The organism is Siccirubricoccus sp. G192, from assembly GCF_019084075.1.
Lineage (GTDB): Bacteria > Pseudomonadota > Alphaproteobacteria > Acetobacterales > Acetobacteraceae > G192.
On the sequence record NZ_JAHREN010000001.1, the window covers coordinates 3,542,227 to 3,561,947 of the forward strand.

19 protein-coding genes and 2 pseudogenes are annotated in these 19,721 nt (G+C 70.9%); 12 read left to right on the forward strand and 9 right to left on the reverse strand.

The window, feature by feature from the left end:
* The first annotated feature begins 4 nt into the window (after positions 1-4).
* The 5 genes and pseudogenes from KSF81_RS17040 to KSF81_RS17055 all read left to right on the forward strand — a co-directional run bounded on the left by KSF81_RS17040 (position 5) and on the right by KSF81_RS17055 (position 2,502).
* A complete protein-coding gene (locus tag KSF81_RS17040; RefSeq protein ID WP_217380001.1) occupies positions 5-259 on the forward strand; it encodes a hypothetical protein in 255 nt (84 codons plus the stop codon).
* Between the two features lie 148 nt (positions 260-407).
* A pseudogene (locus KSF81_RS31545) lies at positions 408-617 on the forward strand (2-dehydro-3-deoxyphosphogluconate aldolase); the annotation flags it as partial.
* 64 nt (positions 618-681) lie between these two features.
* Entirely contained in the window at positions 682-1,038 is a 357-nt protein-coding gene (locus KSF81_RS31550; protein ID WP_309139593.1) for a hypothetical protein, read from the forward strand.
* A 21-nt stretch (positions 1,039-1,059) separates the two neighbouring features.
* On the forward strand, positions 1,060-1,989 hold the full coding sequence (locus KSF81_RS17050) for a sugar kinase (RefSeq protein WP_217380002.1): 930 nt from the start codon (positions 1,060-1,062) through the stop codon (positions 1,987-1,989).
* A gap of 120 nt (positions 1,990-2,109) precedes the next feature.
* Positions 2,110-2,502, forward strand: a complete 393-nt coding sequence (locus KSF81_RS17055) for a hypothetical protein (RefSeq protein ID WP_217380003.1) — start codon at positions 2,110-2,112, stop codon at positions 2,500-2,502.
* A 5-nt stretch (positions 2,503-2,507) separates the two neighbouring features.
* Here the strand turns inward: KSF81_RS17055 and KSF81_RS17060 are convergent, their stop codons facing one another.
* Genes KSF81_RS17060 through KSF81_RS17090 form a run of 7 tightly spaced genes read right to left on the reverse strand, consistent with a single transcriptional unit; the run spans position 2,508 to position 11,622 of the window.
* On the reverse strand, positions 2,508-4,001 hold the full coding sequence (locus KSF81_RS17060; RefSeq protein ID WP_217380004.1) for a M81 family metallopeptidase: 1,494 nt from the start codon (positions 3,999-4,001) through the stop codon (positions 2,508-2,510).
* A gap of 4 nt (positions 4,002-4,005) precedes the next feature.
* Positions 4,006-5,265 carry a Zn-dependent hydrolase gene (locus KSF81_RS17065; RefSeq protein WP_217380005.1) on the reverse strand — a complete coding sequence of 420 codons (1,260 nt, stop codon included), beginning with the start codon at positions 5,263-5,265 and terminating at the stop codon, positions 4,006-4,008.
* Between the two features lie 4 nt (positions 5,266-5,269).
* Positions 5,270-6,562: an ArgE/DapE family deacylase gene (locus tag KSF81_RS17070; protein WP_217380006.1), complete on the reverse strand. Its 1,293-nt coding sequence runs from the start codon at positions 6,560-6,562 to the stop codon at positions 5,270-5,272.
* A 13-nt stretch (positions 6,563-6,575) separates the two neighbouring features.
* Positions 6,576-8,195 carry an ABC transporter ATP-binding protein gene (locus KSF81_RS17075; RefSeq protein WP_217380007.1) on the reverse strand — a complete coding sequence of 540 codons (1,620 nt, stop codon included), beginning with the start codon at positions 8,193-8,195 and terminating at the stop codon, positions 6,576-6,578.
* Complete coding sequence (locus tag KSF81_RS17080; protein WP_217380008.1) at positions 8,192-9,037, reverse strand: ABC transporter permease; 846 nt, start codon at positions 9,035-9,037, stop codon at positions 8,192-8,194. Before KSF81_RS17080 ends, KSF81_RS17075 begins: the two co-directional genes overlap by 4 nt.
* Positions 9,034-10,020 (reverse strand): ABC transporter permease, encoded by a 987-nt coding sequence (locus tag KSF81_RS17085; protein ID WP_217380009.1) that lies wholly within the window; start codon positions 10,018-10,020, stop codon positions 9,034-9,036. Before KSF81_RS17085 ends, KSF81_RS17080 begins: the two co-directional genes overlap by 4 nt.
* 12 nt (positions 10,021-10,032) lie before the next feature.
* The gene (locus KSF81_RS17090) at positions 10,033-11,622 is read right to left on the reverse strand and encodes an ABC transporter substrate-binding protein (RefSeq protein WP_254453582.1); all 1,590 of its coding nucleotides are present in this window, start codon (positions 11,620-11,622) and stop codon (positions 10,033-10,035) included.
* Positions 11,623-11,841: 219 nt separating this feature from the next.
* On the opposite strand from KSF81_RS17090, the pseudogene KSF81_RS29880 reads away from it, so the two are divergent.
* The 7 genes and pseudogenes from KSF81_RS29880 to KSF81_RS17115 all read left to right on the forward strand — a co-directional run.
* A pseudogene (locus tag KSF81_RS29880) lies at positions 11,842-12,108 on the forward strand (histone deacetylase family protein); the annotation flags it as partial.
* A 55-nt stretch (positions 12,109-12,163) separates the two neighbouring features.
* Positions 12,164-12,529 carry a hypothetical protein gene (locus tag KSF81_RS29885; RefSeq protein ID WP_254453583.1) on the forward strand — a complete coding sequence of 122 codons (366 nt, stop codon included), beginning with the start codon at positions 12,164-12,166 and terminating at the stop codon, positions 12,527-12,529.
* Positions 12,453-12,743 carry a hypothetical protein gene (locus tag KSF81_RS29890; protein ID WP_254453584.1) on the forward strand — a complete coding sequence of 97 codons (291 nt, stop codon included), beginning with the start codon at positions 12,453-12,455 and terminating at the stop codon, positions 12,741-12,743. The genes KSF81_RS29885 and KSF81_RS29890 overlap by 77 nt, the downstream gene beginning before the upstream one ends.
* Positions 12,743-13,750, forward strand: a complete 1,008-nt coding sequence (locus KSF81_RS17100; RefSeq protein ID WP_254453585.1) for a dipeptidase — start codon at positions 12,743-12,745, stop codon at positions 13,748-13,750. The genes KSF81_RS29890 and KSF81_RS17100 overlap by 1 nt, the downstream gene beginning before the upstream one ends.
* Before the next feature lie 50 nt (positions 13,751-13,800).
* Positions 13,801-15,336 carry a YifB family Mg chelatase-like AAA ATPase gene (locus KSF81_RS17105; protein WP_217380011.1) on the forward strand — a complete coding sequence of 512 codons (1,536 nt, stop codon included), beginning with the start codon at positions 13,801-13,803 and terminating at the stop codon, positions 15,334-15,336.
* An 88-nt stretch (positions 15,337-15,424) separates the two neighbouring features.
* The gene (ggt, locus tag KSF81_RS17110; protein WP_217380012.1) at positions 15,425-17,152 is read left to right on the forward strand and encodes a gamma-glutamyltransferase; all 1,728 of its coding nucleotides are present in this window, start codon (positions 15,425-15,427) and stop codon (positions 17,150-17,152) included.
* Positions 17,153-17,222: 70 nt separating this feature from the next.
* Complete coding sequence (locus tag KSF81_RS17115) at positions 17,223-17,690, forward strand: CreA family protein (protein WP_217380013.1); 468 nt, start codon at positions 17,223-17,225, stop codon at positions 17,688-17,690.
* A gap of 12 nt (positions 17,691-17,702) precedes the next feature.
* Here KSF81_RS17115 and KSF81_RS17120 read toward each other — a convergent pair whose 3' ends face one another.
* Both KSF81_RS17120 and KSF81_RS17125 read right to left on the reverse strand, forming a co-directional pair.
* On the reverse strand, positions 17,703-18,749 hold the full coding sequence (locus KSF81_RS17120) for an ABC transporter ATP-binding protein (protein ID WP_217380014.1): 1,047 nt from the start codon (positions 18,747-18,749) through the stop codon (positions 17,703-17,705).
* Entirely contained in the window at positions 18,742-19,710 is a 969-nt protein-coding gene (locus tag KSF81_RS17125) for an ABC transporter ATP-binding protein (RefSeq protein WP_254453586.1), read from the reverse strand. Before KSF81_RS17125 ends, KSF81_RS17120 begins: the two co-directional genes overlap by 8 nt.
* Positions 19,711-19,721 lie beyond the last annotated feature (11 nt).

Consider the following 19,721-nt stretch of genomic DNA (forward strand, 5'->3'; position numbering starts at 1 on the left):
CCCCATGCCCGCAGCCCCCTGCTCCAGCGAGATCCTCCCCTTCCCCATCCGCCCGGATGACCGGCTGCGCCGCGCCCTCCGGCAATTGGACCTCGCGCTTGCCGAGCAGCGCCAAGCGGTGGCGGGGTTGCGGGGCGAGCTCGCCCGGCTTGGCGAGGCGGTCTGCGGCCTTGACGATTCACTGGGCCAATTCCGGGGGGGCGCTCGGCAGCACGGCGGCGGAAGTGGCACGGGCCGGGCGGGAGGCGCGGCGGCTTGAAGCAACCGCCTCGGCCATACTGGCGCCTTCGCCGGACTGATTGTTGAGCCCAGGCGCCGCCTTCCCACCCTGGCGAAGGGCGGCGCAGCGCCGCATGCTGGGCCAGGCCCCGGCCCAGCCGGGCGACGGGGCACCGGAGCGCCGCCGCATGACCCATCCGCTGATCCCCGAATTCCGCCGCGCCCGCGTGGTGCCTGTGGTCCGCACCAGCACCGCCGCGCTGGCCGCCACCGCCGTGGAGTGGTTGCGGGAAGCCGGCATGTCTATCTTCGAGATCACCCTGACCGTGCCGGATGCCCCGGCGCTGATCGCCCGCCTGGCGGCCGAGCCCGGGCTGCTGGTCGGTGCCGGCACCGTGCCGGACCGGGCGGCGGCGGAGGCCTGCCTCGCCGCCGGGGCCCGCTTCCTGGTGACCCCCCTGGGTGGACCCGGAGGTGATCGCCGCCGCCCGCGCCGCCGAAGCCTGCGCCATGCCGGGCGCCATGAGCCCCACCGAGATCCGCGCCGCCCTGGCCGCCGGCGCCGACATGGTGAAGATCTTCCCGGCATCCTCGGTCGGCGGGCCGGCGCATATCCGAGCCTTGCGCGCGGTCTTCCCGGATGTGGCCTTCTGCCCGACCGGCGGGGTCGATGCCGGCAATGCGCCCGCCTATCTGGCGGCCGGCGCCGCTGCCGTCGGTATCGGCGGCAAGCTGGTGGATGAGGAGCGCATCATCGCCGGTGACAAGCAGGCGATCCTGCGCGCCGCCCGCGACGCGCTCGGCCTGATGCAGGCCTGAGCGGGGCGAGGAAGCCAGGCCATGCCGGATATCCTCTGCATGGGCGAGCCCATGCTCGAATTCAATCGCATGCAGGCGGAGCCTGACGGGCGGGCGCAGTATCTGGAGGGCCATGGCGGCGATACCAGCAACGCCGCCATCGCCGCGGCGCGCAGCGGCGGCAGCGTCGGCTATGTCACCGCCATCGGCCAGGACGCGCCAGGCGAGAGCTTCATGGCGCTCTGGGCGCGCGAGGGGGTGGACACCACGACGGTGATCCGCAATCCCGCGGCGCCCACCGGCCTCTATGTCGTCACGCATGACGATCAGGGCCACCACTTCACCTTCCGCCGCAGCAACAGCGCTGCCAGCCGCTACCGCATGCAGGATGTGCCGGAAGCGGCGATCCGCGCGGCCAAGGTCCTGCATGTCTCCGGCATCAGCCAAGCGATCTCGGACAGCGCCTGCGACGCGGTGTTCCATGCGATCGACGTGGCGAAAGCCGCCGGCCTGCGCGTCTCCTATGACAGCAACCTGCGGCTCGCACTGTGGCCGGCGGCGCGCGCCGCGGCGGTGATCCATGCGGCGATCGCGCGGGCGGATTTCGCCTTCCCCTCGCTGGAGGATGCACGGGCGCTGACCGGGCTGCAGGATGCGGGGGAGATCGCAGGCTTCTATCTCCGCCTCGGCTGCCCGGTGGTGCTGCTGAAGCTCGGCGCGGCAGGCGTGCTGGCGGCGACGCATGACCGGCGCGAGCGCATCTCCGGCCGGCGCGTGGCAGCGGTGGACGCGACCGGCGCGGGCGATACCTTCGCCGGCGCATTCCTGGCGCGCATCATGGCGGGCGACAACCCCTTCACCGCCGCACACTACGCGAATGCCGCGGCGGCGCTTTCCACCACCGGCTATGGCGCCGTCGCGCCCATCCCGCGGCGGGATGCGGTGCTGGCATTGCTGGATGCAGCCAAGTGAGAGTGCGGTAATGCCGGATGCCAGGATCCGCTTTTGGTTTACGCGGATGCGGCGCCGGCGCTATCGGTGAGACCATGCGCCGCCCCCGGATGGTTCCCCCCCAGGCTAGCCCTGCTGGCAATGACCCTGCTGGCTGGCTGCGTCGATGCCGTGCCACCAGCGCAACCCCCGGACGCGCAGGAGGTCCTGGAACGCGCGCGCTCCATCGGCGAGATGGTGCGCGCCGCGTCGATCTGCAACGCGATGCTATCGATGCCGGCGCAGGATCGTGCGGCCCGGATCGAGGCCGCGGCCATCGAACTGCACAACCGCCGGGGCGGTGTCGCCGCGCGCGACGCCTTCCTGCACGCGCTGCGGCCGCCGGCATTCGATCCGGCGCAACATGGCCGCGACCGGGCCGCCTGGTGCAATGCCAGGCGGGCGGAGATCGCGCGCATGGATACCGTGCTTGCCGGGCCCGAGGGAGCGGCGCTGGTGCAGCGGGCCGAGATGGCGCAAGCGGCGCTGCGCTGACGGCGCTACCGGTTGGCGCCGGGCCGCAGCCGCAGGCCCGGACGCAGCCTGGTGAAGGGCAGCATGGCCGGGTCGGCCACCACCGGCCCCGGCGCGGCGACCACGATCACCCGCTCGGCGATCGGCTGGAAATCGGCGCGGAAATGCACGCTGGATTTCAGTGCGATGATCTTCTGCTCGCTTGGCCGCAGGCCGATATGGGTGAACAGGGCCTGGTCCAGCGCCTGCATCTTGCGCGTCACCACGATAACGCGGACGCCGGGCGCGACGCGGATCAGGGCCGTTGGCCCGAGATCGGCGGGATTGCCCCTGCCCATCGGGCCGGTGCAGGTGAAGCGGCCATCGCTCAGCCGCTCCACCGTCGCAGTGACGGCGAGCGGCGCGCCGTCGCTCTTGCCGCCGAGCGCGAGGGAGAGCGTTGCCCCCACACCCGCAGAGTGGCAGGCAGCCGCGCTCTCGGCATCATTGATGAGGCCAAGCACTGCGCCCTGCGCATCCTGGCGGATCAGCTCGGCCAATAGCCCGGTGGTGTCGCCATGGCCGCCGCCGCCGGGATTGTCCTGGGTATCCGCCATCACCACGGGACGCGATGCGCCGCGCGCCAAGCCGATGGCCTGCGCCACGCCCTCCGCCGCCGGCACGACGGCGCCGGCGAATTCGGCCTCGCGTGCATGCATGTGGGATTGCAGCGCCGTGGCGACGGCATCGGCGGCGTCCTGGTCCTCGGCAAATGCGGCGATGGCGACGCCGCAACCCGGGAAATCCGCATAGGGAAAACCGAAGCAGAAGGCGAGTTCAGCGGCGCCATGCGTCTCGGCCAGGCGGGCGCGTTCCTCCAGCACCTCGCTCATCGGCGGCACCATGGTGCATTGCATGCCGAGCGGGATGAGGAAATCCACCTGGCGGAAGGATTTCGCCCAGGCGCGGCCACGACGGATGCGCTCCAGCAACAGCCGCATCGCCTGGGCGCCGGCGGGTTTCATGTCGATATGCGGATAGGTGCGGTAGGGCACCAGCGCATCGGCCAGCGCCACCATCTGGGCAGTCATGTTGGCATGCGGGTCCAGGCTCGCGGTGAGGGGCATCTCCGGCCCGACCACGGCGCGGATGCGGCGGAGCAGCTCGCCCTCCGCATCATCGAAGCCCTCCGCGACCATGGCGCCGTGCAGTTCCAGGAAGATGCCATCGAGCGGTCCGGCCTGCAAGGCATCCGACAGCGCCGCCACCATGAGCGCCGCGATCCGCTCGAAGGCTTCCGCCGTGACGGGGCCTGCGGGATTGGCGAAGCTCCAGGTCAGCGGCGCGATCTCGATGCCCTGCTCCTCCGCCACGGCGATGGCACCGGCGCAGGGCACGGAGGTGGGGCGCAGCGTCTCCACCAGCGTGGCCGGGCGTTGCAGCGGCGGGAAGCCGCCGGGCTGGAGGAATTCGCGCCAGCCGGTCGGGCGCGGCGCGAAGGAATGGCTCTCGTGCTGGAAGCCGCCGATGGCGATGCGCATGCGTCTATTCCTTGACCAAGCCGGCCGTCGCCAGCACCGCATCGGCCAGCACCTGCAAGCCGGCCTCGGCCCATTCCGGGGTGATGCTCTCGGCCTCGTTGTGGCTGATGCCGCCATGGCAGGGCGTGAAGAGCATCACCGTTGGCGCGCGACGCGCCACATAGACCGCATCATGGCCGATACCGGTCGGGATGTCGCGCCAGCGGTGGCCGCGTGCCGTGGCGGCATCGCGGCAACGCTGCACCAGCAGCGGGTCGAAGGGTGTCAGCGGCGAGTGCCAGAAGGGCGCAACGGTCGCCTGCACCTTGCGCGCGGCGCCAATGGCGGCGGCGCGGGTGGCGAGTTCCTGGCCCATCCATTCGAGCTGCGCCGGATCCCCGTGGCGCATATCCACGCTGAACCAGACGCGGCTGGGGCAGACATTGCGGCTTGAGGGATAGACCGTGACCTGGCCCACCGTGCCGCGCCCGGCCTCGCCGGTGGCGCTGACCGCGGCCAGGGCGATCTCCTCCACCGCGGCGATCAGCGGCGCCGCGGCCATCATGGCATCGCGGCGATGCGCCATGGCGGAGCCGCCATGCGCTTCCTCGCCCTCGACCGTCACCTCGAACCAGGACTGGCCAAGGGCATGCGTCACCACGCCAAGGTCGAATCCCTCATCCTCCAGCACCTTGCCCTGTTCGATATGGATCTCGAAATAGGCACCGATCTTCTGCAACTCGGCGGGATCGGCGCTGCCCTGCCAGCCGATGCGGCGCAACTCCTCGCCGAAGATGGCGCCATCCGGCGCGGCTTTGGCAAGGACCTCGGCCTCGGTGAAGATGCCCATGGCGGCGCCGCTGCCCATCATGGGCGGCGAGAAGCGGGCGCCCTCCTCATTGGTCCAGTTGATGAGCAGCAGCGGCGCCTCGGTCTCGGCGCCGGAATCATGCAGCGCCCGCATGATTTCCAGGCCGGCCAGCACGCCGAGCACGCCATCGAACTTCCCGCCCGTCGGTTGGGTATCGAGATGGCTGCCGATGGCGATCGGCGGGCGCGACGGGTCGCGCCCCTCACGGCGGAAGACCATGTTGCCGACCCGGTCGAGGCTGAGCGCCAGCCCGCAGGCCTCGCCCCAGCGCTGGAACAGCGCGCGGCCCTCGGCATCCAGATCCGTCAGGGTCTGGCGGTTGCAGCCGCCCTTCGGCGTGCCGCCGATCCGCGCCATCTGCATCAGGCTGTCCCAGAGCCGGGCGCCGGAAAGGGGAAGGTTGGATGCGCTCATGGCCTCAGATCCTCTCCACCCCGCACCATTCCGCCATGGTCAGCGCGATGGTGCGGGTGATGCCATGCATGCTGTCGAGCCCGACATTCTCGTCGATCCCGTGAATGTCCACCGCATCCGGGCCGAAGCAGGCGACCGGCGTGTCCTGATACAGGGTGAAGAAGCGGCCATCGGTCAGGCCGGTGGCGGGGTAGTCGCGCAATGCGCCGCCGGTGGTCTCGGCATAGGACCGGCGCGCCAATTGCACGATGGCGGCGTCGGTATCGAAGACGCAGGGATCGGCCATGAAGCCCTTGAATTCGAGCTTCACCTGCGCGCCGCGCAGCCGTTCATGCTGCGTCGCCTTGGCCACCAGGGCTTCGATATCCGCCCGCGTCTGGCGCGCGGTATAGCCCATCATCACCCCGACCCGCATGCCGATGCGGCAGCGGGTGGCGACGCTGCTGTTCCACTCGCCGCCCTCGATGGTGCCGAGATTGACGTTCACCGGGTGGTTCAACCCGCGGAAGGCCGGGTGGATGCGCTCGGCGCGGTTCATCTCGCGCTCATAGTCCTTGAAGGCGGCGGCGATGATGCTGGCGGCCTCGATGGCGTTCACGCCGGCCTGCATGTCCCGCACATGCGCCGGGCGGCCGCTGACCGTGACCCAGGCCCAGACCACGCCGACCTCGGCGGTATAGAGCGCATCCATGCCGGGGCCGGGTTCCGGGATGATGACCGCATCGGTCCTCGGCAGGGCCAGCATGCAGGCGAGCGCGCCATTGCCGCTGCACTCCTCCTCGATCACCGACTGCAGCTGCACCTCGGCCGCCGGTTGCAGCCCGGCGAGACGCATCGCCTTGAAGGCCATGCAGTAGGAGACGATGCCGGCCTTCATGTCGCCGGCGCCACGGCCATACACGCGGCCATTGCGGATCTCCGGCGCATAGGGCGGCGTCGCCCACATGTCTGCGGCGCCCTCCGGCACCACATCGACATGGCCCTGCAACGCCAGGCTGCGGCCGCTCCGGGTCTTCGGCCTGTGCAGCGCCACGACATTGTCACGGCCCGCATAGGAGATCAGCGGTGGCGAGAAACCGGGATGCGCGGCAAGCTCTTCCGGCACGGTCGGAACCCGCCGTGGCGTGAGGCCAAGGCTTGCATAGAGGCCTGCCATTTCCTCCAGCGCGCCCGCCTCATTGCCGAGGGTGGAGGGGTGGCGGACCAGCCGCGCGAGGGTTTCCACGGCGTCGTCGCGCAGCGCATCCACCGCCTCCAGTATCGCGCGGCGGGCGCCGGGGTCGAGGGCTTCGGTCATGCGGGGCGTTCCTTCAGGCGGCCTCGGTCAGGTCCGGCGGAGTCCAGCCCCGGCCGGGAATGCTGTCCAGCAGCTGTTGCGTATAGGGGTGCCGCGGCGCGGAAAAGACCTGCATGGTCGATCCCTGCTCGACGATGACGCCGCGCTGCATCACCGCCACGCGGTCGCAGACCTGCGCCGCCACCCGGAGGTCATGGGTGATGAACAGCATGGTGAGGCCGAGCCGCCCCCGGATATCCGCCAGCAGCGCCAGGACCTGCGCCTGGACCGAGACATCCAGCGCGCTGACCGGCTCATCGGCGATCAGCAATTCCGGCTCCAGGGCCAGGGCGCGGGCGATGCCGATGCGCTGGCGCTGGCCGCCGCTGAACTCATGCGGGTAGCGGTCCATCGCACCCGGGTCGAGCTGCACCAGGCGCAGGAGGTCGCGCGCCCGTTCCAGCGCCGCGGCACGCGGCAGGCCATGGGTGATGGGGCCCTCCGCGATCGTCTCGCCTACCTTGCGGCGCGGGTTCAGCGAGGCAAAGGGGTCCTGGAAGATCATCTGGATCTTCTGCCGATAGGGCTTCCAGGCGGAACGCGAGAGCGGGCGCAGGTCCTTGCCATGGAAGCTGATGCTGCCACTTTCCGGCTCCACCAGCTTGACCACGCAGCGCGCCAGGGTGGATTTGCCGCTGCCGCTCTCGCCCACCACGCCCAGCGTCTCGCCGTGCACCAGGGTGAAATCGGCATCCTGCACGGCCGGCACCTCGACCCGCTGGCCGAACCACCCGCCGCCGCGCCGATAGGTCTTGCGGAGCCCAGCCACCCGCAGCACCGGCTCGGCGGCGGAAGGCGCCGGCGCCACCAGGCCGGAGGCGCCATGCGGCACGGCGGCGATCAGCGCGCGGGTATAGGGATGCTGCGGCCGGTCCAGCACCGCCCGCGCCGACCCCTGCTCCACGATGCGGCCGTGCTGCATGACGGCGACGCAGTCCGCGATCTCCGCCACCACGCCGAAATCATGGGTGATGAACATCACACCTGTACCGCGCCGGGACTGGATTTCCCGCACCAGCCGCAGGATCTGCATCTGGGTGGTGACATCGAGCGCGGTCGTCGGCTCATCGGCGATGAGCAGGGTGGGTTCCAGCGCCAGGGCCATCGCGATCATCACCCGCTGCCGCTGGCCGCCGGAGAGGCGGAAGGGATGGCTGCGGGCAATCGCGGCGGGGTCCGGCAGGTTCACGGCGGCCAGCAGTTCCGGCACCCGACGCGCCGCATCGCCGCCTGCGCCATGCACGCGCAGCGCCTCCGCCACTTGGTCGCCAACCCGCATGAGCGGGTTCAGCGCCGTCATCGGCTCCTGGAAGATCATGGCGAGGCGGGCGCCGCGGAGCCGGCGCATGGCGTCCGGGCCGAGGGCGAGGAGGTCCTGGCCCTCGAAGCGGATGTGGCCGGCGCGCACCGGCAGACCGCCCGGGAGCAGTCCCATGACGGCATTGGCGGTGATGGACTTGCCGCTGCCGCTTTCACCGACGATGCAGAGGATCTCGCCGGGATCGACCGTGAGGCTGATATCCTCGACCGCATGCGGCCGGTCGCCACCGGGCGGCAGGGCGACGGTAAGGCCCTCAACGGTGAGCAGGCTCATGCCGCGCCTCCCCGCTGCCGCGCCAGCCGCGGGTTCAGCGCATCCGACAAGCCCTCGCCGACCAGGTTCAGCGCCAGCACCGTCAGGAAGATGGCGATGCCGGGAAAGACGCTCATCCACCAGGCGAGGCGGATCACGCTGCGGCCCGAGCCGATCAGGTAACCCCAGGTCATCAGGTTGGGGTCGCCGAGGCCAAGGAAGCTCAGCGCGCTTTCCAGCAGGATGGCGGTGGCGACCATCAGGCTCGACAACACCACGATGGGCGAGAGCGCATTCGGCAATATGTCCCCCACCATGATCGAGAGCCGCGATTTCCCCAGCACCTCGGCCGCCTGCACGAATTCGCGCGACCGCAGCGACAGGAACTCCGCCCGCACCACCCGTGCTACCGGCGGCCAGGACACCACGGCGATGGCGAAGACCACCGAACCGATGGAGGGGGTGAAGATCGCCACCAGCAGGATGGCAAGGACGAAGCTCGGGATGGTCTGGAAGAATTCAGTGAAGCGCATCACCGCGTCATCCGCGAGGCCGCCGAGATAGCCGGCCAGGGCGCCGAGCGTCACGCCGAGCAGCAGCGCCGCCGCGGTGGAGACCGCGCCGACCAGCAGCGAGATGCGCGCCCCATGCGCGATGCCGGCCGCCACGTCGCGGCCCAGGCTGTCGGCGCCGAGCAGCATGCCCATCTCGCCGGGCGGCACGAAGGGCGCGGCCACCATGTCCCAGGGGCTGCCGGGGAAGAGCACCGGCGCCAGCAGGGCCAGCAGGATCACCAGCAGCAGGATCACCAGTCCCACCACCGCCCCCTTGTTGCGCTTGTAGCGCCGCCAGAACTCCCTCATCCGGCTGCCTCCACCCGCGGGTCCACCACGACATAGAGCAGGTCCGTCAGCAGGTTGAACAGCACCACCATGACGCTGGTGCAGAAGAACACGCCGAGCAGAACCGGATAGTCGCGCGCCAGCAATGCCTCGAAAGCCAGGCGCCCGATTCCCGGCCAGGCGAAGACCGTCTCCACCAGGATCGATCCGCCGAGCAATTGCCCGGCCTGGATGCCGGCGAAGGTAATCACCGGCAGCAGCGCGTTCCGCAGCACATGCGCCCGCAGGATGCGCCCCTCCGGCACGCCCTTGGCACGCGCCGTCTTAACGAAATCCTGGTCGGCCACTTCCAGCATGGTGGCGCGCGTCAGCCGCGCATAGACCGCGAGGTAGAACAGCCCGAGGGTCAGCGCCGGCAGCAGCAGGTGCTTCGCCACATCCAGCACCACCTCCACCCCCTGGAGATCGACGCCGACGCTGCCCATGCCGAAGCTCGGCAGCCAGTCCAACCAGACACTGAAGACCAGCACCAGCATCAGCCCCACCCAGAACAGTGGCGTGGCATAGAAGGTGAGTGCCAGCACGGTGATGAAGCTGTCCGCCCAGCGCCCGACCCGCCGCGCCGCCAGCGCCCCCAGCGTGACCCCGCCGGCGAGCGCGAAGGCGAAGGCGACGCCGGTAAGCAGCAGGGTGGCCGGCAACCGCTCCAGGATCAGGCTGGCCACCGACATCTGCTGCCGGTGGGAGAAGCCGAGATCGAGCGTCAGCACGCTTTTCAGGTAGATCCAGAGCTGCACGTAAAGCGGCCGGTCCAGCCCGAATTGGCGCCGCAACTGCTCCAGGAAGACCGGGTCTGCCGCACCGGACTGCCCGGCGATGACGCTGGCCGGGTCGCCCGGCGCCGCATGGACCAGCAGGAAGTTGCAGATGACGATCGCCAGCACGACGATCAACGCCTTCAGTCCCCGCCGCAGCAGGAAGCCGGGAAGCTTCGTGAGGTCCATGCGCCCTGCGTCTCAGGAGGCGAGGAATACGTCGTCGAAGCTGGAATGCACCCCGAGCCCGGTGGTGATGACATTGCGCAGCCGGCGGTCATGGATGGTCGGGAAGGTCATCTCCATCAGCCAGATCTGCGGCACCTCCTGTACCAGGATCTTCTGCACCTCGCTGAAGGCCGCCTGCCGGTCCTCGGGGGTCACGGCGGTGCGGGCCCTGGCGAAAAGCTCATCGACCCTGGGGTTGGAATAGCCGCCGGTATTGGCGAAAGTCACCTTCTGGATATTGGTGGAGACATAGGTCCGCTCCACGCCCAGTGTCGGGTCGCCATACTGGTAGACGAAGTTGAGGGTCGTCTCGTATTCCCAATTGGCGACGCGGCGCGCCCAACTGCCGGCATCGGTGCTCTCCAGCTCCACCGCGATGCCGATCTGCCGCAGCGATTGGCGGAGATACTCGCCAAGCCGCGACCAGATCTCGCCATAGGGCAGCACCAAGTGCTTGATGGTGAAGCGCGTGCCCTGCGCATCCGGGCGCAGCCCGGCCGCGTCCAGCAGCGCTGCCGCCGCGCGCAGGTCACGTGCGGCCAGCTTCACAGTGGCATCGTGGAAGCGGGTGGTGGAGGCAATCGGGTTGGTGGCCGGCTTGCCTATGCCGAACCAGAGGCGCTGGGCGATGAAGTTCCGGTCGATCGCCATGCTCATCGCCTGACGCACCCGCATGTCGTCGAGCGGCTTCACCCGGTGGTTCAGCTCGATCCAGGAAAGCGGGGCGAAATACTCCCAGCCTGTGGTCTGCACTTCGAGATTGGGCCGGGAGCGGAGTTGCGGCACGTCGAAGGGTTCGATGTCGTTGGCCTGGGTGAGCTGCGCCTGGCCGGTCTCGATCGCCAGGCGGCGGCTCTGGCTGTCCGGGATGATGCGGTAGATGATGGCGTCGAGATAGGGCTGGCCGGGCTTCCAGTAGTCGTCGAACCGTTCCAGCCGGATGAAATTGCCGCGTTGCCACTCGGCGAAGCGGAAGGGGCCGGTGCCGACCGGGCGCTGCACCGCCGGCGCGGTGCGGAAATCCTGCCCATCGAACAGGTGCTTCGGCACGATGGCGCTGGCGCTGGCATCAAGCATCAGCAGGAAGGGCTCGAAGGGCTGCTTCAGCACCAGCCGCACGGTATGCGGGTCCGGCGCCGTCGCGGTCTCGATCATCTGGAAGATGGCGCGGGCGCGTGGCGCGAGGTCCATGTGGAAGCGCATGATGGAGAAGATGACGTCATCGGCCGTCATTGGCCGGCCGTCGTGGAACTTCACGTTCTCCTGCAGGCGGAAGGTGTATTCCCGCTTGTCCGGGCTGACGGTCCAGCTCTTGGCCAGGAGCGGGATGGGCTCCAATTTCGGGGTGAAGGTGAGCAGGCCCTGGAACATCTTGGTCGCCGCCACGATGGTCGGGCCCTGGTTGTTGACGCCGATCTGCAGCACCGGCGGTTCCGGGGTCAGGATGGTGGCCAGCGTGCCGCCACGTCGGGGCGTGACGCCCTGCGCCAGCGCGTCCTGCACCCGCATCAGCACGGGCGCAGCGGCAGTGGCGGCCATGAGGCCGCGGCGCGAGATCGTCATCCAAAGCTCTCCCGAAACGGATTTGTGCGTAAGCTAACGATCCCGGTGGTGAATGGACAAGGGCGCCGCTGCTGCTAGCCTTGCCGGATGCGCGCCTTCTCCCACCCCGACCAGATGCGGCACACGCCGCGCTTCTTCCTCCAACGCGGCGAGTTGCGCCGGAATTTCGAGGTGCCGGAACGGGCAACCTCGCTGCTCCAGGGCCTCGGGCGGCTTGGAATGGCGCCGGAGACGGCCGCCCCCGCAACCCGTGCGCAGCTTGAGATGGTGCATAGGCCGGACTACCTCGATTTCCTGGAGGGCGCGATGCGCGCCTGGGCCGAACTGCCTGAGCCGGGCCCCGAGGTGGTGGCGAATGTCCATCCGGCGCCCGAGATGCTGGCCAATGGCGCCCGGGTCGGCACCAGCATCATCGCCCAGACCGGCTGGTATACCGCCGACACCGCCTGCCCCATCGGCCCCGGCACCTGGGAGGCGAGCCAGGCCGCCGTCGGCGTCGGCCTGGCCGCGGCGGCGGAGGCGGCGGCGGGCCGCAGCGCCTATGCGCTGTGCCGTCCCCCCCGGCCACCACGCCTATGCCGCCCGCGCCGGTGGCCATTGCTACCTGAACAACGCGGCGCTGGCGGCGGAAGCGCTGCTGCGGGCCGGGGCGAAGCGGGTGGCGGTGATCGATATCGACAGCCATCATGGCAACGGCACCCAGGGTATCTTCTGGGAACGCGGCGATGTGCAGACCTTCTCGGTGCATGGCGACCCGACGCGCTACTACCCCTGGTATGTCGGCCATGCGGAGGAACGCGGCGCCGGCCCTGGCCTCGGCCGCAACCGCAATGCCCCCCCTGCCCTTCGGCACCGGCGATGCCGGCTGGCTGGAGGCGATCGGCGGCGGCCTGGCGACGGCGCGTGATTTCGGCGCGGAGGCGCTGGTGGTCAGCCTCGGCTTCGATGCCAGCGAGCATGAGCCGCTGGGGGCGCTGGCGGTGACGGAGGATGGATTCACCAGGGCCGGCGCGGCGATCGCGGCCTTGAAGCTGCCCTCGGCCATCATCCAGGAGGGCGGCTACAATGTGGATCTGCTCGGCCGCCTGCTGGAACGCTTCCTGACGGGATGGGGCGGCTGATGACCCCCGAGGCGATCCATGCGGCGACGCTGACCCTCGACACGCATATCGATATCCGCTGGCCGGAGCCGCCGGACCCCCTGGCGGAAGGGCCGATGCGGGTGGATTTCCCGAAGATGGCGCGGGGCGGCCTGCGCGCCGCGATCTTCATCGCCTATGTGGCGCAGGGGCGGCGCGACCCGGAAGGCCATGCCGCGGCGGCGGCACGGGCGGAGGCGATGCTCCGCCATATCCGCAGCCGCGCCGATGGCCGGGCCCGGCGCTTCTGCGCCACCGCCGATGAGTTGGAAGCCTGTTTCGCGGCCGGGGCGCAGGCCGTGCTCTCCGCGGTCGAGAACGGCTATGCCATGGGCCATGACCTCGACGCGCCGGCCCGCTGGCGGGCGCTCGGCGCCTGCTACCTGACCCTGACGCATGACGGGCACAACGACCTGGCCGACAGCGCCAGGCCAAAGCCGGCGCTGGGCGATGCGCCGGCCGAGCATGACGGGCTCTCGGCGCTGGGCCGCCAGGCCATCGCGGCGCTGAACCGGGCCGGGATGCTGGTCGATGTCTCACATGTGGCGAAGCCCGGGATGCTGCAGGCGGCGGAGGTTTCGCGCAGCCCCATCGTCGCCACCCATACCGCCTGCCGCGCCCTCTGCGACCATCCGCGCGGCATCGACGACGAGCAGTTGGACGCGCTCCGGGCCGTCGGCGGCCTGGCGCAGATCACCGCCGTGCCCGCCTTCCTGCGCGCCGCGCCGCCGGGCCAGAACGCCACCGCCAGCGTCGAGGACATGGCCAACCATGTCGACCATGCGGTGGCGCGCATCGGCATCGAGCATGTGGGCCTCTCCTCCGATTTCGACGGCGGCGGCGGGGTGGTCGGCTGGGAGAATGCGGCGGAAACCGCGGGGCTCAGCGCCGCGCTGCTGACGCGCGGCTACGGCGCGCGGGAGCTTGGCCTGCTCTGGTCCGGCAATTTCCTGCGGCTGCTGCGGCGGGCGGAGGCGCTGGCGGAGTGAAAGCAACTCCAGGTTGATAGAATTCGTGAGACGGGGCATCTTGCCGGGGCATGACAATCGCCCGCCTCGCCAGCTTCGCCTTTTCCGGCATCGAGCCCGTTCCGGTCGAGGTGCAGGTCCAGATCGCCCCCGGCCTGCCGGCCTTCCTGGTGGTGGGCCTGCCGGACAAGGCGGTGGGCGAGAGCCGGGAGCGGGTGCGGGCAGCCCTGGCCGGGCTCGGCCTGTCGCTGCCGCCCAAGCGGGTGCTGGTCAATCTCGCGCCGGCCGATATCGCCAAGGAGGGCTCGCATTTCGACCTGCCGATCGCCCTCGCCGTGCTGGCGGCCATGGATGTGCTGCCGCGGGAGGAACTCGCCGGCTATGCCGCGCTCGGCGAGTTGTCGCTGGATGGCGCCATCAACCCGGTGGCGGGGGTGCTGCCGGCGGCGCTCGGCGCCTCGGCGCGCGATCTCGGCCTGATCTGCCCGGCGGCGCAGGGCGGCGAGGCCGCCTGGGCTGGCCGCATCGAGGTATTGGCGGCGCCCGACCTCCTGGCGCTGATGAACCATTTCCGCGGCACGCAGGTGCTGACCCCGCCCGAACCGCCGGCCCCGGAGTCCAGGCCCTGGTCCGGGCCCTGCCTGTCCGAGGTGAAGGGCCAGGAAAGCGCCAAGCGGGCGCTGGAGGTGGCGGCGGCCGGCGGGCACAATCTGCTGATGGTCGGCCCCCCGGGCGCCGGCAAGTCCATGCTGGCCGCCCGCCTGCCCGGGTTGCTGCCCGACCTCACCCCATCAGAGGCGCTGGAGGTGAGCATGATCCACTCCATCGCCGGCCTGCTGCGCGACGGCAGGCTGGTGGTGCGCCCGCCCTTCCGGGACCCGCATCATTCGGCCAGCCAGGCGGCGCTGAATGGTGGCGGCGCCCGTGCCCGGCCGGGCGAGATCAGCCTGGCGCACAATGGCGTGCTGTTCCTGGACGAATGGCCGGAATTCCCGCGCCCGGCGCTGGAGGCGCTGCGCCAGCCCATGGAAACCGGCCGCACCACCATCAGCCGGGCCAATGCGCATGTCACCTATCCCGCGCGCTTCCAGTGCATCGCCGCGATGAATCCCTGCCGCTGCGGCTATCTCGGCGATGCGCCGCGCGAATGCGGCCGGGCGCCCCGCTGCGGCGAGGACTACCAGATGCGCCTCTCGGGCCCGCTGATCGACCGTATGGACCTCGCCATCGAGGTCACGCCGGTGCCGCCGGCCGATCTCGCCCGCGCGCCCACCGGGGAAACGACGGAGATCGTCGCCGCCCGCATCCGCGCCGCGCGGGACCGGCAGCGCGCCCGCTACGGCGCCGAGGGGCCGCGCTGCAACGCGGCCGCCGAGGGCCTGGCACTGGAACGGACGCTGGCCGCCGACGGCCCGGCCCGGGCGCTGGCCGAACAGGCGGCGGAACGGCTGCGGCTCTCCGCCCGCGGCTATACGCGGACGCTCCGCGTGGCGCGGACCATCGCCGACCTCGCCGGCAGCGCCGCGGTGCAGCGGCTGCATGTGGCGGAGGCACTGGCCTTCCGGCATCGCGGCGCGGCGCGCAGCCAGGCCGTCCTGGCTGGGTAGCCTCCCCGTGGGTACCCGATCACGTTGCGGCGGGTGGCGCTTCCGGTCCTTGCCACCGCCAGCAATCCGCTGCCCGGAGAGGAGCCGCATGACCCGCCTGATCCTGCTGCTGCTTCTCCTGGCACTGCCGGTCCGGGCGCAGGAACCGGAGCCGCGGGCGGGGGTCGCGCAGCGGCAGATGGTCGCTGCCGCCAATCCGCTGGCGGCGCAGGCGGGGCTTGCCATGTTGCGGGCCGGCGGCGCGGCCATCGACGCTGCCATCGCCGCCCAGGCCATGCTGGGGCTGGTGGAGCCGCAATCCTCCGGCCTCGGTGGCGGCGCACTGCTGCTGCACTGGGATGCGGCGGGACACGCCCTTTCCGCCTGGGACGGGCGGGAGACGGCGCCGGCCGCCACGCCGCCCGGCCTGTTCCTGCGCGACGGCCACCCCCTGGAATACCGCGAGGCCGCGGTCGGTGGCCGCGCGGTCGGCGTGCCGGGCGCGCTGCGGATGCTGGAGGCCGCGCATCGCGTGCATGGCCGCCTGCCCTGGGCGCAACTCTTCGCCCCCGCCATCGCCGCCGCCGAGGAAGGCTTCGCCATCTCCCCCCGGCTCGCCGCCCTGATCGCGCTGGATGCCGACCGGCTGCGGCGGGACCCGCAGGCCCGCGCCTATTTCCTGCAATCCGATGGCCGCCCGCTGCCGGAAGGTCACCTGCTGCGCAACCCGGCCTTGGCCGCCACCTTGCGCGCCATCGCCGAACAGGGCGCCGATGCCTTGCACCGGGGGCCGATCGCCGCCGAGATCGCGGGTGCCGTGCGCGGCAGCGCCAATCCCGGGCTGCTCACCACGGATGACCTGGCCGGCTATGCGCCGGTGCGGCGGGAGGCGGTCTGCGGGCCGTATCGCGTCTTCATCATCTGCGGCTTTCCGCCACCCTCCTCCGGTGGGGTGGCGGTGCTGCAGATCATGGCGCTGCTGGCGCATCAGGATATGGCGTCGCTGGAGCCGCGCGGCGGCCCGGTGGATGCGCGCGCCGTGGATGCGGCGCATCTGCTGGGCGAGGCCGGGCGCCTCGCCTTCGCCGACCGCAACCGCTACCTGGCCGATCCCGACCATGTCGCGGTGCCGCTGCGCGGCCTGCTTGAGCCAGCCTATCTGATGCACCGGGCGCAATTGATCGACCACGACCGGGCGCTGGCCGCGCCGCGCCCTGGCAACCCGCTCTGGCAGAGGGGGCACGCGCCCGCAAGCCAGCCGCCGCAGCCGGAGGCCGGGACCAGCCATCTTTCCATCGTCGATGCCGCGGGCAATGCCGTGGCGCTCACCACCACCATCGAGGATCTGTTCGGCGCCCGGCTGATGGTGCGCGGCTTCCTGCTGAACAACGAGCTGACCGATTTCTCCTTCCTGCCGGAGATCGAGGGCCGGCCCGTGGCGAACCGAGTCGGACCGGCGAAGCGGCCGCGTTCCTCCATGTCGCCCACCATCGTCTTCGGCGCGGATGGCCTGCCGCTGGCGGTGCTGGGCTCGGCCGGCGGCTCGCGCATCATCGGCCATGTGGCGCAGACCCTGGTGGCGCTGCTGGATTGGGGCATGGAGCCGCAGGCGGCGGTGTCCCTGCCGCGCGTCGGCGCGCTGAATGCCTGGCTGGAGCTGGAGGCGGGCACCGGCGCCGCCGCCCTCGCCCCGGCGCTGGAGGCGCGCGGCTTTCCGGTGACGCTGCGGACCATGACCTCCGGCCTGCATGCCATCCGGATCATCCGCGGCCCCGAGGGGCAACGGCTGCTCGGCGGCGCCGATCCGCGGCGGGAAGGCGTGGCGATCGGCGATTGAAACCCCGCCGGTCGCGCCGCGTCCTGTCTCGGAACGAAGGGGCTGGCCGATCCGGCCCAAGGAGACCGTCATGCGCCGCATTCCCGCTCTTGCCCTCGGCCTGCTGCTCGCCGTGCCCGCCATGGCGCAGGAGACGAAGGAGATCGGCCATGTCAACACGGCACTCACCAATCTCGGCCTGACCCGCAGCCACCGGGTGGTGGTGGAGCGGTTCGACGACCCGAAGGTACAGGGTGTCTCCTGCTTCATCAGCCAGGCCCGCACCGGCGGCATCTCCGGCATGGTTGGGCTGGCCGAGGACCCCGCCCGCTTCGCGCTCAGCTGCACCGCGACCGGCCCGGTGCGGGTGGCCGAGGATGCGCGGCGGGGCGAGCGGGGCGAACGGGTCTATGAAAGCGACACCAGCCTGTTCTTCAAGGAAACCCGCGTGCATCGCTTCATCGACGAGGAGCGCGGGGTGGTGGTCTATCTCGCCTGGTCCACCAGGCTGGTGGAGGGCTCGCCCTACAATGCCGTGGCGGCGGTGCCGCTGCGCTGAGCGGCGGAGCTGTCAGGCCGCCGCCGGCGCCAGGCCCGGAATCGCCTCGCCGGGATGGTCCCTGCCCTCCTCCACCGCATGGCATGCCGTGACCGTCTGCGGCGTGCCGCGGGCCGGGATCAGGGCTGGCGGCTCGATGCGGCAGCGGTCATTGGCCAGGGGGCAGCGGGGATGGAAGGGGCAGCCGGGGGGTGGGCTGATCGGGCTCGGCACCTCGCCACCCACCGGGATGCGCTGCCGGCCGGACATCTCGAGATCCGGGATCGCCTCCATCAGCGCCCGCGTATAGGGGTGGCGCGGCGCGGTGAACAAGGTCTCGGCCGGCGCCAGTTCCACCAGGCGGCCGAGATACATCACGCCGATCCGGTCCGAGACCTGCCGCACCACCGCCAGGTTGTGGCTGATGAAAAGGTAGGTGAGGCCAAGCCGGCGCTGCAACTCCTTCATCAGGTTCAGGATCTGCGCCTGCACCGAGACATCGAGCGCGCTGGTGGGTTCGTCGCAGACCAGGAATTCGGGGTTGGAGGACAAAGCGCGGGCGATCGAGATGCGCTGGCGCTGGCCGCCGCTGAACTCATGTGGGAATTTCTCGCCATCCAGCGGCGAGAGGCCGACCTGGTTCAGCAGCTCCGCCACCCTCGCCTGCTGGTCCGCCCTGCCCTGCACCAGGCCGAAGGCGCGCAGCGGCTCGGCGATGATGTCGCGCACCCGCCAGCGGGGGTTCAGGCTGGCATAGGGGTCCTGGAAGATCATCTGCATGCGGCGGCGCTGCTCCGCCGTGGCGCGCGCCTGGTCGAGGTCGAGGCCATCGAACAGCACGCGCCCTTCGGTCGGGCGATAGAGGCCGACCACCAGCCGCGCCACGGTGGACTTGCCGCAGCCGCTCTCGCCGACCAGCGAGAGGGTGGTGCCGCGCGGCACGGCGAAGGAGATGCCATCGACGGCCCGCAGGGTGCGGCGCGGCTCGCGGACCAGGACCCGCTGCAGCCAGGGGCGCGAGACGTCGAAGTAGCGGGCGAGGTCCTCGACCGCGAGCATGTCGGGGGCGGTGTCAGGCATCGGCGGCCTCGTGCATGCCGGGTGCCGGCCGGGCCTCGTCATAGAGCCAGCAGGCGGCGCGGGTGCCGCCGGCCTCCAGCAATTCCGGCCGCTCGACCAGGCAGCGGTCGAAGACCCTGGGGCAGCGCGGGTTGAAGGGACAGCCCGGTGGGATGGCGGAGAGCCGCGGCATGGAGCCCTCGATCTGCGCCAATTGCTCCACCCGCCGGTCGAGCGGCGGGATCGAGGCCATGAGCCCCACCGAATAGGGGTGCCGCGGGTGCTTCACCACTTCCCGCACCGGGCCGATCTCGGCGATGCGGCCGGCATACATCACCGCGACCCGGTCCGCGGTTTCGGCGATCACCCCCATGTCGTGGGTGATGAGCATCATCGAGGTGCCCTTCTCCCGCGCCAGGCGCTTCAGCAGCGCGATCACCTGCGCCTGGATCGAGACATCGAGCGCGGTGGTCGGCTCATCCGCCACGATCAGCTTCGGCTCGGCGCAGAGCGCCAGCGCGATCACCACGCGCTGGCGCATGCCGCCGGAGAATTCATGCGGATAGCTCTGCACCCGCTGCGCCGCGGCGGGGATGCCGACCATCTCCAGCCAGCCCACGGCCCGGGCGCGGGCCTCGCGGGCGGAGAGGTCCATATGGGTCTGCATCGTCTCGATGAGCTGGTCGCCCACGGTATGGAGCGGGTTCAGCGTGGTCAGCGGGTCCTGGAAGATGGCGCCGATCTCGCGGCCGCGAATGCGCCGCATCTGCTCATAGGGCAGGTTGTCGATACGCCTGCCATTCAGCCTGATCTCGCCGCCGGCGATGCGGCCGGGAGGCTCCAGCAAGCCGATGATGGCGGCGCCGGTCATCGATTTACCGGCGCCGGATTCACCCACCACCCCGAGCACCTCGCCGGGCGCGATGCTGAAGGAGATGTCGTGGAGCGCGACCAGCGTGCCGCGGCGGGTGGGGGAATTCAACGCGGAGGTTC

Bases quoted from the DNA above. Each gene is read 5' to 3' on its own strand.
- KSF81_RS17105 (WP_217380011.1), top strand. From the start codon at position 13,801: ATGACAATCGCCCGCCTCGCCAGCTTCGCCTTTTCCGGCATCGAGCCC.
- ggt (WP_217380012.1), top strand. From the start codon at position 15,425: ATGACCCGCCTGATCCTGCTGCTGCTTCTCCTGGCACTGCCGGTCCGG.
- KSF81_RS17070 (WP_217380006.1), bottom strand. From the start codon at position 6,562: ATGACCGAAGCCCTCGACCCCGGCGCCCGCCGCGCGATACTGGAGGCG.
- KSF81_RS17115 (WP_217380013.1), top strand. From the start codon at position 17,223: ATGCGCCGCATTCCCGCTCTTGCCCTCGGCCTGCTGCTCGCCGTGCCC.
- KSF81_RS29890 (WP_254453584.1), top strand. From the start codon at position 12,453: ATGCCCCCCCTGCCCTTCGGCACCGGCGATGCCGGCTGGCTGGAGGCG.
- KSF81_RS17075 (WP_217380007.1), bottom strand. From the start codon at position 8,195: ATGAGCCTGCTCACCGTTGAGGGCCTTACCGTCGCCCTGCCGCCCGGT.
- KSF81_RS17080 (WP_217380008.1), bottom strand. From the start codon at position 9,037: ATGAGGGAGTTCTGGCGGCGCTACAAGCGCAACAAGGGGGCGGTGGTG.
- KSF81_RS17055 (WP_217380003.1), top strand. From the start codon at position 2,110: ATGACCCTGCTGGCTGGCTGCGTCGATGCCGTGCCACCAGCGCAACCC.
- KSF81_RS17050 (WP_217380002.1), top strand. From the start codon at position 1,060: ATGCCGGATATCCTCTGCATGGGCGAGCCCATGCTCGAATTCAATCGC.
- KSF81_RS17100 (WP_254453585.1), top strand. From the start codon at position 12,743: ATGACCCCCGAGGCGATCCATGCGGCGACGCTGACCCTCGACACGCAT.
- KSF81_RS17040 (WP_217380001.1), top strand. From the start codon at position 5: ATGCCCGCAGCCCCCTGCTCCAGCGAGATCCTCCCCTTCCCCATCCGC.
- KSF81_RS29885 (WP_254453583.1), top strand. From the start codon at position 12,164: ATGCGCTGTGCCGTCCCCCCCGGCCACCACGCCTATGCCGCCCGCGCC.
- KSF81_RS17060 (WP_217380004.1), bottom strand. From the start codon at position 4,001: ATGCGCATCGCCATCGGCGGCTTCCAGCACGAGAGCCATTCCTTCGCG.
- KSF81_RS17120 (WP_217380014.1), bottom strand. From the start codon at position 18,749: ATGCCTGACACCGCCCCCGACATGCTCGCGGTCGAGGACCTCGCCCGC.
- KSF81_RS17065 (WP_217380005.1), bottom strand. From the start codon at position 5,265: ATGAGCGCATCCAACCTTCCCCTTTCCGGCGCCCGGCTCTGGGACAGC.
- KSF81_RS17090 (WP_254453582.1), bottom strand. From the start codon at position 11,622: ATGACGATCTCGCGCCGCGGCCTCATGGCCGCCACTGCCGCTGCGCCC.
- KSF81_RS17085 (WP_217380009.1), bottom strand. From the start codon at position 10,020: ATGGACCTCACGAAGCTTCCCGGCTTCCTGCTGCGGCGGGGACTGAAG.